Source organism: Planococcus sp. PAMC 21323, assembly GCF_000785555.1.
Lineage (GTDB): Bacteria > Bacillota > Bacilli > Bacillales_A > Planococcaceae > Planococcus.
The window spans coordinates 2,195,526-2,209,186 of record NZ_CP009129.1 but is presented as its reverse complement, the minus strand read 5'-3'; the positions used below and the strand labels follow the sequence as shown (position 1 = coordinate 2,209,186).

Genomic DNA, 13,661 nt, shown 5'->3' with positions numbered 1-13,661 from the left:
TTTAGTTTAGTTTTTCATAACCTGGCAGTGTCAAAAATTCAGCAAATTCACTTTGTAACGTAAGATTTGTAAACAACTCACGCGCTTCCTCAAAATTACCGGATGAATATCGTGTGTCTCCAACTGTTTGTTTGATGTTAGCTGTTTCTTCTTCGATCACCTCGTGGAATAAAGGAATGTCGATATTTCGTCCATCTTCTAAAACTCCTTTAGGATGTCGAACCCATTGCCATACTTGAGAGCGGGAAATTTCAGCTGTCGCAGCATCTTCCATCAAGTTATTAATCGGAGCTGCGCCATTACCAGACAACCAAGAAGCGATGTATTGAATGCCAACTGAAATATTCGAACGTAATCCGTCCTCTGTAATGGTACCGGTTGGTACTTCAACTAACTGTTCAGCCGTAACTTGAACGTCCTCACGCTTCTTATCGATTTGGTTTGGCGTAAGCATATGTTCGTCAAACTGCTCCATCGCAATCGCAACCATTCCGGGATGCGCCACCCATGTTCCATCGTGACCGTCCATGGCTTCACGTCGCTTGTCTTCAGCTACTTTTTGGAAAGCAGCTGCATTGGCTTCATCATCTCCTTTAACAGGAATTTGTGCAGCCATTCCGCCGAGTGCTGGTGCATTCCTTCTATGACAAGTTTTAATACACAATTGTGTGTAAGCACGCATAAATGGAACAGTCATAGTCACTTGTGAACGATTTGGAAAAAGATATTCTGGTAAATTTCTCATTCGCTTGATGACACTAAAAATATAATCCCAACGACCGCAGTTTAGACCAGCTGAATGTTCGCGTAATTCGTATAAAATTTCATCCATTTCAAAAGCAGCCATAATAGTTTCAATTAATACGGTTGCGCGTATCGATCCTTGAGGAATTCCTAATTCATTTTGTGCGAAAACGAATACATCATTCCAAAGGCGTGCTTCTAAATGACTTTCCATTTTTGGAAGATAGAAATAAGGACCTGTCCCGCGTTCAATCAATTCTTTCGCATTGTGGAAAAAATACAATCCGAAATCGACTAAACTACCCGAAATTGCCTTTCCATCGATAAGAATGTTTTTTTCAAGCAAATGCCATCCACGAGGGCGAACCATTAATACAGCCGTTTGCTCATTTAACGCATATTTTTTACCAGTTTCAGGAGCTTCAAAATCAATTTGACGTCGAACCGCATCGCGTAAGTTGATTTGGCCGTCAATGACATTAAACCAGTTAGGTGAAGTAGCGTCTTCTAAATCTGCCATAAACATTTTAGCTCCAGAGTTTAAGGCATTAATGAGCATTTTACGGTTTGTCGGACCTGTAATTTCAACGCGGCGATCTTTCATATCTTCTGGAAGCGGAGCGATCGTCCAGTTGTTATTGCGAATATGTTTCGTTTCTGGCAAAAAATCTAATTTTTTTCCGGCATCAATTTCTTGTTGACGTACTTGACGTTTTTCTAAAAGTTTGACGCGTTGTTTATCAAAATTAATATGTAGCTTCTCGATAAACGCTAATGCTTCAGGCGTTAAAATCGTTTCCATTCCTGGAATTTCTTGACCCTTTATCGTCATCGTCGTTTTTGTTAACAAAAAATCATCCCTTTCTGAAAAAAATTAATCATCTGTATTAATACAGTATGTTTTGATGTATATTAATATATAACAGAAAATTCTAACTGTCTTCTAAACAGGACAAAAAGGAATAATTAGCGATAAAAGCGACTATTTGGCGATAAGCACATTAGAAAGGGGAGTCGGGGATGGAGAACACGATGTTGGAACAAATGGGTTTTATAATTGGGGACTGGATTCCGAAAGAAGCGTCGATTGCAATTGCGGTAGAAGATCGTTATATCTACTATAAAGCCGGAGTTCATGATTTGCAGATTCGAGAAGGTCAATCAGTACTTCCTGGCAGTATCGCGGCACGTGCGAAAAAAGAAGGACAACGAATGGAAATGTTTGTTGAAGAGTCTATTTTCGGAACGCCTTATTATGGCATTGGCTACCCAGTCAAGTTAGGTGAGAAAAAAGGTGTACTCGTTGTTATTTTGCCGCCAGATTATTTAGTTCGTAAAAATAAAACGATCCGATTTCTAACGGGTAAGTATGAAGATACTTGGCGTCCTGTTGCTGTCAATAAAGTTTCTCATATCGAAAGCAGTCAAAAGAAAACATGGTTTTATTCAGAAGATGAAACGTATTGTGCAATACATACATTGAAAAATTTAAAGCATCAATTACCTGATAATTTTTTACCGATTCATCGATCTTATATCGTCAACATCGACTATATAGAAGAAATTTCTCGAGACATTGCATCGAATTATCAATTGATGCTTAAAGATGGCTCAATTTTACCGGTTAGTCAAAACTATGCGGCTAGCGTCAGGGAACGTCTCGGATTCTAATTACTCGCATAAAAGCCAGCTAGGAGAGAATAGTCCCAGCTGGCTTTTATATGAATATTTTTCCTGGATTTAGTAAATTATTTGGATCCAACATTTGTTTCATATTTTTCATAATAGCAACTGCAGATCCGTGTTCTGCATCTTGATACTTCATTTTGCCAAGTCCCACACCGTGCTCACCTGTGCAAGTGCCTTCGAGTCTAATGGCACGATAAGCTAATTTTTCGTTTATTTTTTCAGCGGCAAGTTGCTGTTTAGGGTCTTTGGCATCGTATGCAATTGAAGTATGAAAATTGCCGTCACCAATATGACCTAAAACACCGCCTTCTAATCCACTTTCAGCAATCAGTTCACGAGCATAATCGATTAGTTCTGGCAATTTAGAAATTGGAACACATACATCTCCTCCTGTGATGGTCATTCCTGCTTGATGCCGGTAAGCGTAAGCCATTTCGTGACGTGCTTTCCAAATGGATGCGCGCTCTTCAGAATCTGCCGCAATCCGCCAGTTTTCACAATTCATATCCACTAACAATTCGTGTGCTAATGTGGCTTCTTCTTCTGCTGCAATTTTCATGCCAGCAAACTCAAAAAATAATGAGTGTTTTTCAGGAAGTCCATAATTACCGTAATCGTTCACTTTGGCAATGCTATATGCGTCAACAAATTCCATGCGTTGTACAGGGATGCCGCTAAGTAGAATCATATGAGCTGCATCAGCACATTGATGAGGTGTTTCAAACGTACAGCTAGCAGCAATCGTATGCTCTGGAATACCGTGAAGTTTTAACGTGATTTCTGTAATGATGCCAAGCGTTCCTTCTGATCCAGTAAACAATCCAGTCAAATGATAGCCTGAAGATGATTTTTTTGCTTTTGTTCCTGTATGTAGGAGGGTACCGTCTGCTAAAACGATTTCCAAATCAATAATCTGGTCTCGCATCACACCGTAACGAACTGCGGTCGTTCCACTAGCATTAGTAGCGGTCATGCCGCCAATTGTAGCATCTGCACCTGGGTCTACTGGGAACTGCAAGCCATGTCGATTAACAATGCTATTTAATTGAAGGCGAGTGATGCCTGGTTGTACGGTTACCAGTAAATCTTCGGGTGAGAATTTCACGACCTGATTCATGCGCTCGAAGTTTAGTGAAATACCGCCTTTCATTGGAATCGCTTGTCCTTCTAAACCAGAGCCGCTGCCAAACGGTGTAACAGGAATCGATGCTTCACGAGCAATTTTCATAATTGCTAGCACATCTTCTTTGGATTCTGGAAAGCACACAATTTTAGGTTCTACAGCGGGATGATCCGATTCATCGTGGCTATGTCGATACAACTCGCTAACACTTGTTGAATATTGATCTATTTTTAATGTGTTTTGTAATTGGTCAATCCATGTGCTCTCCATAAAATTGCATCTCCTTCACGTAAAAAAAGTGTAGTAGCTATCCGTTTTATTGGTACTAATAAAAAAGGGGGAAGTTATTAGAAAATTTCGATTTTCTCTATACAAATAGTTCTGTCTATTCTATACTTTCTGTATACAGTATACAACCTGTAGATTAATTATTAAGAAGGGAGGAATTATGGAAAAGATTACGAAACAAGCTACGTTGGCAGATCGAGCCTACGAATATATCAAAAAAATGATTATTACGGGAGAGCTAAAGCCTGGACAAGAGTTGCCAGAGGAAAAATTAGCGCATGAACTTGGCATCAGCAGGACTCCTTTACGAGAAGCGTTAAAACGATTGGCGATTGATGCCTTGATCGAGTTAAGAAAACCTAAACCCGCAATAGTAGCGGCTTTTACATCTCAAGATATCGTTGAGATTATGGAACTTCGCCGACTACTCGAAATTAAAGGACTCGAAAATCTCACAGATGATAAACAACGACCGGCTATCGATAGGTTAACAAATAATATTAAACGACAATTGCAGGCGGTAGAAGAAAAAAAAGTAGTGGAATTTATGGATTTAGACCAAGAATTTCATTCGTTATTGTATCAAAACCACCGCAATAACCGTTTAAAAGAAATGATAAATAATGTTAATAGCGGAGGTAGCAGAGCTTTTTTATTGCTATCTGATACTGCAGCCGATAGTTCAAAAAAAGCATATGAAGAACATTTATCAATTCTCGAAGCAATAAAGCAAGGGGATGTAGAAAAAGCCAAACAGCAGCTAAACATTCACTTAGACAATATTGAAAGTCGGCTATTAAAATACAGTACACAGGAGGAACTATGAAAAAATTACTCGGATTATTACTTATTGGTATATTCATCTTATCTGCATGCGGTAGACCGGACAGTGGAACGACAACAACAGAAGATGGGGAAGCCGGGGAAGATACATACACGTTGCGACTTGCCCATTTAGTACCAGAGGAACAATCTTCTCATGTTGCAGCAGTAGCGTTTAAAGAAAGACTAGAGTCAGAATCAGATGGACGCTTGATCGTTGAATTATACCCGAATGGCCAATTATACGGCTCTGACCGAGAAGCGATTGAAGCCGTACAGCTGGGTAACATCGAAATGACGATTCCCGCTGTTGCAGCAATGGCTTCGTTTAATGAAAAGTTCCAAGTATTTGACTTGCCATTCTTGTTTAATAACAACGAAGCAGCATACAAAGCGTTGGATGGAGAGCTTGGCCAGGAATTAATGGCGGATCTTAAAAACAATGATTTAAAAGGATTGGTTTTTGGTGAAAATGGATTCCGCCACGTTTCGAATAACGAGGGACCTATCGAATCTCCAGAAGATATGGCAGGTTTGAAAATGAGGACCTTAGAAAGCCCATTACACACAGATACATTTAATGCATTTGGTGCAAATGCATCTCCATTTGCTTTTGGTGAACTTTATACGGCTTTACAGCAAGGAACTTACGATGCAATGGATTGCCCGGTTTCTCTTTACTACACAAATAAATTTTACGAAGTACAAGATTACTTAACGTTAACAGGTCATGTTTACGCAGCAACGGCTTTACTTATTAATGATGATGTTTACAACGATCTACCAGAAGATTTACAAGAAATTATGACAGCAGCAGCAGAGGAATTCCGTACAGAACAACGTGAATTGGCTCAGCAACAAGATGGAGAGTTCCTTGACAAAATTAAAGATGAAGGTATGCAAGTAAACGATTTAACAGATGAGCAACGCGACGAATTCCGTGAAGCGGCAAAATCGGTTTACACAAAATACGAAGATCAAATTGGGAAAGAATTGATCGACCAAGCATTAGCAGCAAATGAATAATAGTTGAAAAATCAAGGGAGAAATTCCTTGATTTTTCGTTTTATGAAAGGAAGTGCATGCATGATTAAGAAATTTGAGAAAGCAGAAGAGGCTTTTCTAGTTTTTACATTAGTACTGATGGTCGCTTTAATTTTTGGCCAAGTTATTGGCCGATATGTATTTTCGAATGCACCAAGTTGGACAGAAGAAATGGCGCGTTATATACATATCTTTCAAGTATGGATAGGAGCAAGTTATGCGGTGAAATTGCGAGAGCATATTCGCGTAGAAGCTTTTATTACACGTTTTAAAGGATTGCCAAGAAAAATTTTAGAAACAATCACGCTCGTAATTTGGTTTGGAATGGCGTTGTTTTTAGCTTATTTTGGAACAGACTTAGTATTGAGCAGTATCACGAATGGCCAAGTTACACCCGCGATGCAGCTACCAATGTGGATTCCATTTTTAGCGATTCCAATAGGTGGTGCTGGCATGTGTATTCGACTAATCCAACAATTGGTTAAAGTTTGGCAAGGCGATTATGAAATGCATAAGGGAGGGGACCTTCCGGCATGACAATAGCCCTCTTATTTGGAACTTTATTCGTTTGTTTATTAATCGGTGTACCGATTGCCATTGCTTTAGGTGTTTCAGCTTTAACAGCGATTTATTTTGGTACAACTTTGCCGCTCAGCATCATTACTCAAAAAGCTTTTACTTCTCTCGATTCATTTCCGTTACTAGCAATACCGTTCTTTATGCTTGCTGGAATATTAATGGGCAAAGGTGGTGTGTCTAAGCGGTTGCTCGCATTTGCAGCATCATTAGTTGGATGGATGACAGGTGGTTTAGGAATGGTAACTATTGTCGCTTGTATGTTTTTTGCGGCTATTTCGGGATCAGGTCCTGCAACTGTAGCAGCTATCGGGGGCTTTATGATTCCTGCCATGGTTGCCAGAAAATATGATGGTGGTTTTGCTTCAGCTGTTGCTGCAGCTGCAGGATCGATAGGTGTTATTATTCCACCGAGTATTCCATTTGTACTTTACGGAGTAATAGGTGGAGTATCAGTCGGAAGCATGTTTTTAGCGGGAATCATTCCAGGCATAATCATTGGATCTGGCTTATTGTTAACGGCTTACATCATTTCAAAAAAACGCGGGTACAAACCCGAGCCAGGAAAAGACTCAACTTTTAAATTCAAAGATGTATTAGTAACTTTTTGGGATGCCAAATGGGCGTTACTGATCCCGGTTATAATTCTCGGGGGAATATATGGCGGGATTTTTTCTCCTACAGAAGCAGCCGTTGTTGCAGTCGTGTATGCTATAATTATTGGCAAATTCGTTTACAAAGAATTAACTTGGCAAGGTCTTTACGAAAGCTTTAGACAAGCCATTGTCATTAACTCTACTACGATGATCATAATTGGACTGTCGGTATCTTTTGCTTACTTTATGACAATTGAACAAATTCCCGGAGAAATCTCTGATTATTTGACTGCATTATCAAGCAATCCGCTTGTTATTTTACTTGCAATTAACTTATTGCTCCTTGTAGTTGGGATGTTCATCGATACAATTTCGGCCTTAGTTGTGTTAACGCCGATTTTGCTACCGATTGTTGTAACGGTCGGCGTAGACCCTGTGCATTTTGGTGTTATTCTTGTAGCCAATTTGGCAATTGGATTTGTTACACCACCGCTTGGTGTAAACTTATTTGTTGCATCGAGTGTAGGAGGCGTTCGGTTTGAAAAAATTGCCTTCGCAGTCATACCGTTCTTGCTTTCAATGATTGTTTGTTTGTTAATTATCACGTTTATTCCGGCTTTATCTTTATGGTTGCCGGGACTTTACGAATAACGAAAATTTATACGATAAATCGAACTAAAGAAGAGCTTCTTTTCTTTAGTTCGATTTAGTTAATAGAGAGGTTGTCACCTATGAGCATATCGATTAATAGCCGTATCGAGTCTATTCAAATTTCAGGTATTCGTCAGTTTTCAAATCAATTGATTGATTATCCCGACGCGATTAACTTAACAATCGGACAGCCTGATTTTCCGACTCCTGAAGCGGTAAAAAAAGCGGCCATTACAGCAATCGAGAACAATCAAACAAGCTATACGCATAACGCAGGGTTACTTGAATTGCGAGCAGAAATCGCTCTTTTTTTCCAAGACACATATGCATTACCATTTAATCCACAAACAGAAATCATTGTGACAAATGGTGCTAGTGAAGGATTAGATTCTCTTTTTCGATCGATTTTGGAAGAGGGAGATGAAGTTATTTTGCCTGCACCTGCGTATCCCGGATATGAACCAATTATTCAATTGTGCGGAGGCAAGGTAGTTTATTTGGATACTTCGGATACTGGATTTCAACCAGATCCACAGCGTCTTGAGAGTTTAATCACAGAACGTACGAAAGCGGTATTGATGAATTTCCCTTCGAATCCAACTGGGGTCACAATGGAATCAGCACAACTTGAAAAAGTTGCAGCTGTTCTCGAAAGGCATAAAGTATTTATTGTTACCGATGAAATTTATAGCGAAAATTCGTATGGAGAAAAGCATTCGACTTTTGCGCGCTTTGACACATTACGGGACCGAACATTCCTCGTTCATGGTTTATCAAAATCTCATTCGATGACGGGTTGGCGAATTGGTTTTGTATTAGGACCGGAAATGTATATGCAACATGTGTTAAAGGTACATCAATACAACGCAATTTGTGCGGCTGTGCCGAGTCAATATGCGGCGCTTGAAGCGATGAAAAATCAGCGCCATGTTCCCGCTGTAATGAACATCGAATACATCAAACGAAGAGATTTTGTTTATAAACGATTAACGGATATGGGAATCGATGTAATTTTGCCAAAAGGTGCGTTTTACATTTTTCCTTCGGTTGAAAAATTTGGCATGCCTTCTTATGATTTTGCGATGCGGCTACTAAAAGAAGGTGGAGTAGCTGCCGTGCCAGGCTCTGCATTCACAAAATACGGCGAAGGATTTGTGCGCATTTCTTATGCTTACAGCATGGCTGTTCTTGAAGAGGGAATGAACCGATTAGAACAGTTTATCCAGACTTTGGAGTAATAGGGGAATCAACGTAAAGCAGAATTGAAAAATTGGTTTAGCTGTAACAATTCTTCTGGTCGAAAACAGGATATAAATAAAACAAAGCCCTTGCCAAATTCGGCTAAGGGCTTTGTTTTATAATTTTCAAAGATTCAATGAACCAAAGCAGGCTCAAAAAACTCTTTATACAATTCATTTAGAATTTTTTGTTCGTCTTCTTTTAGTATGCCGAACACTAAACTTACTTCAGAAGATCCCTGGTTAATCATCTCGATATTAACGCCTGTTCGTGCAAATGCGTTGGCTGCGCGTGCTGTTAACCCCTTTTGGTTGTTCATGCCTTCTCCAACTAAAACAATCATCGAAAAATCGCTTCGGATATGGACGTCATCAGCGCATAGTTCAGATTTTACACGGTCAATAATGCGTTGTTCTTTGTCCTTTGTTAATTGGTGACTACGTAAAATAACGGATAAATTATCAATTCCAGATGGGATGTGCTCGTATGAAATATTTTCATCTTCTAAAATTTGAAGCAGTTTGCGACCAAAACCAATTTCACGGTTCATTAAGTATTTACTAACATATAAAGTCGAGAAACCACTATCAGCTGATATCCCTGTTACTGGGCGGAGTGAATGGTCACGCTCTGCGACAATCATTGTACCCGGTGCAGAAGGGTTATTTGTATTACGGATGCATAAAGGAACAGCAGCTTTAAAAACAGGCATAAGTGCTTCGTCATGCAAGACAGCAAATCCTGCATATGAAAGTTCTCGCATTTCTCGGTAAGTCATTTCCTGAATTTCCACAGGATTCTCAACTACTTGCGGGTTCGCCGCAAAGACACAGTCAACGTCGGTAAAGTTTTCATAAAGCTCGGCTTTTACTGCAGCTGCAAGAATCGATCCAGTAATATCGGAGCCGCCACGTTCGAATGTCCGTAATGTTCCGCCTTTTGTATATCCGAAAAAGCCAGGGAACACCGTTATGGTATTTTTATTTTTCAAATCAGCTAGTCGCTCGTAAGCTTCTGGAAGAGCTTGTGCACGCTCTGGCAAGTCATTAACAAATAAACCTGCATCGAACGGATTAACATAATCCGCAGGCATTCCGATTGACGTTAAGTAAGCAGCAATCAGTTTCGCAGAGTTATCTTCACCGCTAGCTTTGATCAAATCCGCAAAAAGAGGCGGAGAGCTTTTATCTGCTTGAAGACGATTTAAGAGGTCTGTTTCGATGATCGTTGTAATTTCGTTATCTAACCCTAATTCGCTTGTGATTTGTGCGTATCTTTCCACAACTTTAGCAAGAGGAATATCTGTTGGTTCATCACGAAGTGCAGCAGCTGATAAATTGATCAGCAAATCTGTTACCTTGACGTCTCCAGCAAATCGTTTGCCAGGTGCAGAGACAACGACAATTTTACGAGATGGCTCAGCTTTAACAATCGCGGCCACTTTTTTTATTTGTTGAGCACAAGCTACTGAAGTTCCGCCAAATTTGCTTACTTTCATCCAATCAAGTCCCATCTTTTTTAATAGTCTGTAAAAGGGTTGTTTTAACTTAAATATAATACTATAATGTCTCTATGACAAAAACAGTTGTTTTTTCACAGTGTACACACCCTAGGAGGAATCGTCAATGAAAAACGAAATATCAATCGGATTATTAGGTCTTGGAACGGTGGGCAGCGGAGTTGCTACAATCATTCAGCAGCATCAGCAGGATCTGCGTCATAAATTAGGTGCCCAAGTTTCAATCAAGAAAGTACTGGTCAGAGATACAACAAAAGATCGGCTTTCTAGCTTAGATCCGAGTGTTTTTACTACAGATATAGAAGAAATCTTAAATGATTCTTCTCTCGATATCATCGTTGAAGTTATGGGTGGTGTAAATGGCGCGAAAACAGCTATTGAAAAAGCACTCAAAGCAGGCAAGCAAGTGGTCACAGCCAATAAAGACATCATGGCAGAATTTGGTCACGATCTATTAAAGCTAGCAGATGCTGAAAAATGCGACCTGTTTTATGAAGCAAGTGTAGCAGGTGGTGTACCGATCATCCGTACATTAGAAGATGGATTAGCTTCGGATCGTATTTCTAGTTTAATGGGAATCGTTAACGGCACAACAAACTTTATTTTGACAAAAATGAAAAAAGAAAATATGACATATGAAGATGCTTTGGCTGAAGCTACTGCATTGGGTTATGCAGAAGCTGATCCGTCAGCAGACGTAGATGGTCTCGATGCTGCACGCAAAATGGTTATTTTATCTTCGCTGGCATTTTCAACGGAAGTTCATTTAGATGATGTTCTTGTTAGAGGCATGAAGGAAATTCGCGACGGAGATTTAGAGCTAGCAAATAAATTTGGCTATACGATGAAAATGGTTGGATCTTCGACAAAAGACGAAGATGGCATCGAAGTTTCCGTAGAACCAATCTTCCTAGCCAACTCACATCCACTGGCGTCAGTAAACAATGAATTTAACGCAGTATACATATACGGAGATGCTGTAGGAGAAACGATGTTATATGGGCCAGGAGCGGGGTCTTTACCGACCGCAACGTCTGTCGTGTCTGACATTATTGCAGCTTGCCGTAATTTACAATTAGGTGTTAACGGTAAACGTGCCCATGCTGCACAGCACGAACGTGTCATCAAACCAGAAGCAAAATGCTTTGCGAAATATTGTCACCGCTTGCTCGTAAATGATGAAGTTGGTGTGCTATCAAAAATGACATCAATATACAGTAAACATGGGGCAAGTATTCAATCAGTAATTCAATCGCCAGCAGGTGAACAAGGCAAAGCAGAACTAGTGTTATTAACACATCAAATTTCACGTCAGCAACATTTAGATGTGTTAAAAGATGTAGAAGGAACGGCAAGCGTCATTAGCCATTACCGCGTAGAAGGGGAGGAAACAGCATGAGATGGCAAGGACTAATTGAAGAACATAAAGAGTGGTTACCGGTTACAGATAATACCCCTTCACTAACTTTACAAGAGGGTAATACGCCGCTCGTACATTTGGAGAAGCTATCAAAAGAATGGGGCATTGAGCTTTACGTGAAATTAGAAGGTGCAAATCCAACAGGTTCATTTAAAGACCGCGGTATGGTAATGGCGGTTGCTAAAGCAAAAGAAGAAGGTAAAACAGTATTGATCTGTGCATCAACAGGAAATACTTCCGCATCAGCTGCAGCTTACGGTGCCAGAGCAGGTATGCGCACTATTGTGGTGATTCCAGAAGGTCGTATTGCACTCGGGAAATTAGCACAAGCTAAGATGTACGGAGCAGAAATTCTTGAGATTAAAGGGAATTTTGATGAAGCTCTTCAAATGGTAAGAGAAGTCGGTCAAGAAGCGGGAATCGCATTAGTTAACTCCGTAAATCCATACCGTTTAGAAGGGCAAAAAACAATCGCCTTTGAAGTCATCAATCAATTAGGGCAAGTGCCAGACGTCTTTGCCTTACCAGTGGGCAATGCTGGCAATATCTCAGCATCTTGGAAAGGTTTCACAGAATACGCAGAGCGTACTGGTGAAAAAAGACCAGTACTTCTCGGCATTCAGGCAGCTGGTGCAGCACCAATCGTCCACAATAAAGTCGTGGAAAACCCAGAAACTGTCGCTACAGCTATCCGTATCGGCAATCCAGCAAGTTGGCAGTTAGCTCTCAATGCTTTAGATGAATCAAACGGCACAATTTTAGCGGCTACTGATGAAGAAATTCTTGAAGCTTATCAAATGTTAGCTTCAACTGAAGGGGTTTTTGCAGAGCCGGCTTCATGTGCGTCGATTGCGGGCATTAAAAAGCAAGTTGAAAATGGTCTTCTGGAAAAAGGATCGAAAGTAGTTGCAGTATTAACGGGTAATGGACTAAAAGATCCAGAAACTGCGATCTCAGTTAATCAGCACAAAGCGCTACTCGTTCCTGAAGACATGGAACAATTTTGGGAGGATTTAAAAAAAGGAGTGAACGTATGAGTTGGAAAGAATTTTCAGTGACGGTTCCAGCTTCTACTGCAAATCTTGGTCCTGGATTTGATTCGATTGGTCTGGCTTTAGACCTTCATATGTTTGTTCATGTCTCTCCCTCGTCTACGTGGCATGTTGAATACAAAGATTCAGGATACAAGCAGCTTGCAACGGGCACTGACAATTTAATCGTTGCAACAGCCCAAGCAGTTGCGGACCAATACAAGCGGACATTACCAACTGCAAAATTGATCATCGATACAGAAATTCCATTAAGTAGAGGACTCGGTAGCAGTGCATCAGCCATTGCTGCAGGTATAGAAATTGCGGACCGATTAATTGGTTTGCAGCTTTCGATGAAAGAAAAACTGAAAATCGGGACTGAAATGGAAGGACATCCAGATAACGTTTCAGCATCACTTCTTGGTGGATTGACGATTTCGTATTTTGATGAGGAAAATTTAGAAGTTATCCACGTACCAGAAGTTGAAATTGGTGTAGTCATTTTGGTTCCGCCTACTGAGTTTTTAACTTCAGACTCACGAAATTTACTGCCTGAAAGCTTGTTGCATAAAACGGCAACACGAGGTGGTGCATCAGGAAATGTTTTAGCCGCCGCTTTAGTAAAGGGAGATTGGGAAACTGCTGGACGTATGATGCAAAAGGATGTTTATCATGAACCTTATCGTAAAAGTAAGTTTCAAGATTTCGAACAGATTCAAAAAACCTGCTCAGAGCTTGAAGTTTATGGCATGGCTATTAGCGGAGCGGGACCATCATTATTTATCGCTGTAGAAAAAGGACAAGAAAAAATAATAGCTGCACACTTAGCGGAAAAATTCCCGCTTTATGAAAGCCTAATTACAAAACCATCCTCTAAAGGAATTAAGATATGTGAAACAGTGCTATAAAAAAAGAAGTT

The 13,661-nt window shown here is 40.1% G+C and carries 12 protein-coding genes; 9 read left to right on the top strand and 3 right to left on the bottom strand.

The features are described from left to right. Position 1: 1 nt before the first annotated feature. The gene (aceB, locus tag PLANO_RS11125) at positions 2-1,576 is read right to left on the bottom strand and encodes a malate synthase A (protein ID WP_231554787.1); all 1,575 of its coding nucleotides are present in this window, start codon (positions 1,574-1,576) and stop codon (positions 2-4) included. Positions 1,577-1,764: 188 nt separating this feature from the next. Between aceB and PLANO_RS11120 the strand changes: the two genes are divergently transcribed. Next, a complete protein-coding gene (locus PLANO_RS11120; protein ID WP_038704516.1) occupies positions 1,765-2,415 on the top strand; it encodes a LytTR family DNA-binding domain-containing protein in 651 nt (216 codons plus the stop codon). A 46-nt stretch (positions 2,416-2,461) separates the two neighbouring features. On the opposite strand, the gene PLANO_RS11115 is transcribed toward PLANO_RS11120, so the two are convergent. Further along, complete coding sequence (locus PLANO_RS11115) at positions 2,462-3,826, bottom strand: FAD-binding oxidoreductase (protein ID WP_038704515.1); 1,365 nt, start codon at positions 3,824-3,826, stop codon at positions 2,462-2,464. 178 nt (positions 3,827-4,004) lie between these two features. Here PLANO_RS11115 and PLANO_RS11110 point away from each other — a divergent pair, with 178 nt between their 5' ends. The 5 genes from PLANO_RS11110 to PLANO_RS11090 all read left to right on the top strand — a co-directional run bounded on the left by PLANO_RS11110 (position 4,005) and on the right by PLANO_RS11090 (position 8,771). Then, entirely contained in the window at positions 4,005-4,670 is a 666-nt protein-coding gene (locus tag PLANO_RS11110; protein ID WP_038704514.1) for a GntR family transcriptional regulator, read from the top strand. Further along, a complete protein-coding gene (locus PLANO_RS11105) occupies positions 4,667-5,692 on the top strand; it encodes a TRAP transporter substrate-binding protein (RefSeq protein ID WP_038704513.1) in 1,026 nt (341 codons plus the stop codon). The genes PLANO_RS11110 and PLANO_RS11105 overlap by 4 nt, the downstream gene beginning before the upstream one ends. Positions 5,693-5,752: 60 nt before the next feature. Beyond that, a complete protein-coding gene (locus PLANO_RS11100) occupies positions 5,753-6,247 on the top strand; it encodes a TRAP transporter small permease (protein WP_038704512.1) in 495 nt (164 codons plus the stop codon). Further along, positions 6,244-7,533 (top strand): TRAP transporter large permease, encoded by a 1,290-nt coding sequence (locus PLANO_RS11095; RefSeq protein ID WP_038704511.1) that lies wholly within the window; start codon positions 6,244-6,246, stop codon positions 7,531-7,533. Before PLANO_RS11100 ends, PLANO_RS11095 begins: the two co-directional genes overlap by 4 nt. An 80-nt stretch (positions 7,534-7,613) precedes the next feature. Beyond that, positions 7,614-8,771, top strand: a complete 1,158-nt coding sequence (locus PLANO_RS11090) for an aminotransferase class I/II-fold pyridoxal phosphate-dependent enzyme (RefSeq protein ID WP_038704510.1) — start codon at positions 7,614-7,616, stop codon at positions 8,769-8,771. A gap of 134 nt (positions 8,772-8,905) precedes the next feature. Here the strand turns inward: PLANO_RS11090 and PLANO_RS11085 are convergent, their stop codons facing one another. After that, positions 8,906-10,270, bottom strand: a complete 1,365-nt coding sequence (locus tag PLANO_RS11085; protein WP_038704509.1) for an aspartate kinase — start codon at positions 10,268-10,270, stop codon at positions 8,906-8,908. A gap of 127 nt (positions 10,271-10,397) precedes the next feature. Between PLANO_RS11085 and PLANO_RS11080 the strand changes: the two genes are divergently transcribed. Genes PLANO_RS11080 through thrB form a run of 3 tightly spaced genes read left to right on the top strand, consistent with a single transcriptional unit; the run spans position 10,398 to position 13,650 of the window. Further along, positions 10,398-11,690: a homoserine dehydrogenase gene (locus tag PLANO_RS11080; protein ID WP_038704508.1), complete on the top strand. Its 1,293-nt coding sequence runs from the start codon at positions 10,398-10,400 to the stop codon at positions 11,688-11,690. Continuing rightward, positions 11,687-12,748, top strand: coding sequence for a threonine synthase (gene thrC / locus PLANO_RS11075; RefSeq protein ID WP_038704507.1), 1,062 nt, complete (start codon positions 11,687-11,689; stop codon positions 12,746-12,748). The genes PLANO_RS11080 and thrC overlap by 4 nt, the downstream gene beginning before the upstream one ends. Continuing rightward, entirely contained in the window at positions 12,745-13,650 is a 906-nt protein-coding gene (gene thrB, locus PLANO_RS11070; protein WP_038704506.1) for a homoserine kinase, read from the top strand. The genes thrC and thrB overlap by 4 nt, the downstream gene beginning before the upstream one ends. The last annotated feature ends 11 nt before the right edge of the window (positions 13,651-13,661 follow it).

Coding starts and splice junctions, on each gene's coding strand:
- aceB (WP_231554787.1), bottom strand. CDS start 1,576: ATGACGATAAAGGGTCAAGAAATTCCAGGAATGGAAACGATTTTAACG.
- PLANO_RS11120 (WP_038704516.1), top strand. CDS start 1,765: ATGGAGAACACGATGTTGGAACAAATGGGTTTTATAATTGGGGACTGG.
- PLANO_RS11115 (WP_038704515.1), bottom strand. CDS start 3,826: ATGGAGAGCACATGGATTGACCAATTACAAAACACATTAAAAATAGAT.
- PLANO_RS11110 (WP_038704514.1), top strand. CDS start 4,005: ATGGAAAAGATTACGAAACAAGCTACGTTGGCAGATCGAGCCTACGAA.
- PLANO_RS11105 (WP_038704513.1), top strand. CDS start 4,667: ATGAAAAAATTACTCGGATTATTACTTATTGGTATATTCATCTTATCT.
- PLANO_RS11100 (WP_038704512.1), top strand. CDS start 5,753: ATGATTAAGAAATTTGAGAAAGCAGAAGAGGCTTTTCTAGTTTTTACA.
- PLANO_RS11095 (WP_038704511.1), top strand. CDS start 6,244: ATGACAATAGCCCTCTTATTTGGAACTTTATTCGTTTGTTTATTAATC.
- PLANO_RS11090 (WP_038704510.1), top strand. CDS start 7,614: ATGAGCATATCGATTAATAGCCGTATCGAGTCTATTCAAATTTCAGGT.
- PLANO_RS11085 (WP_038704509.1), bottom strand. CDS start 10,270: ATGAAAGTAAGCAAATTTGGCGGAACTTCAGTAGCTTGTGCTCAACAA.
- PLANO_RS11080 (WP_038704508.1), top strand. CDS start 10,398: ATGAAAAACGAAATATCAATCGGATTATTAGGTCTTGGAACGGTGGGC.
- thrC (WP_038704507.1), top strand. CDS start 11,687: ATGAGATGGCAAGGACTAATTGAAGAACATAAAGAGTGGTTACCGGTT.
- thrB (WP_038704506.1), top strand. CDS start 12,745: ATGAGTTGGAAAGAATTTTCAGTGACGGTTCCAGCTTCTACTGCAAAT.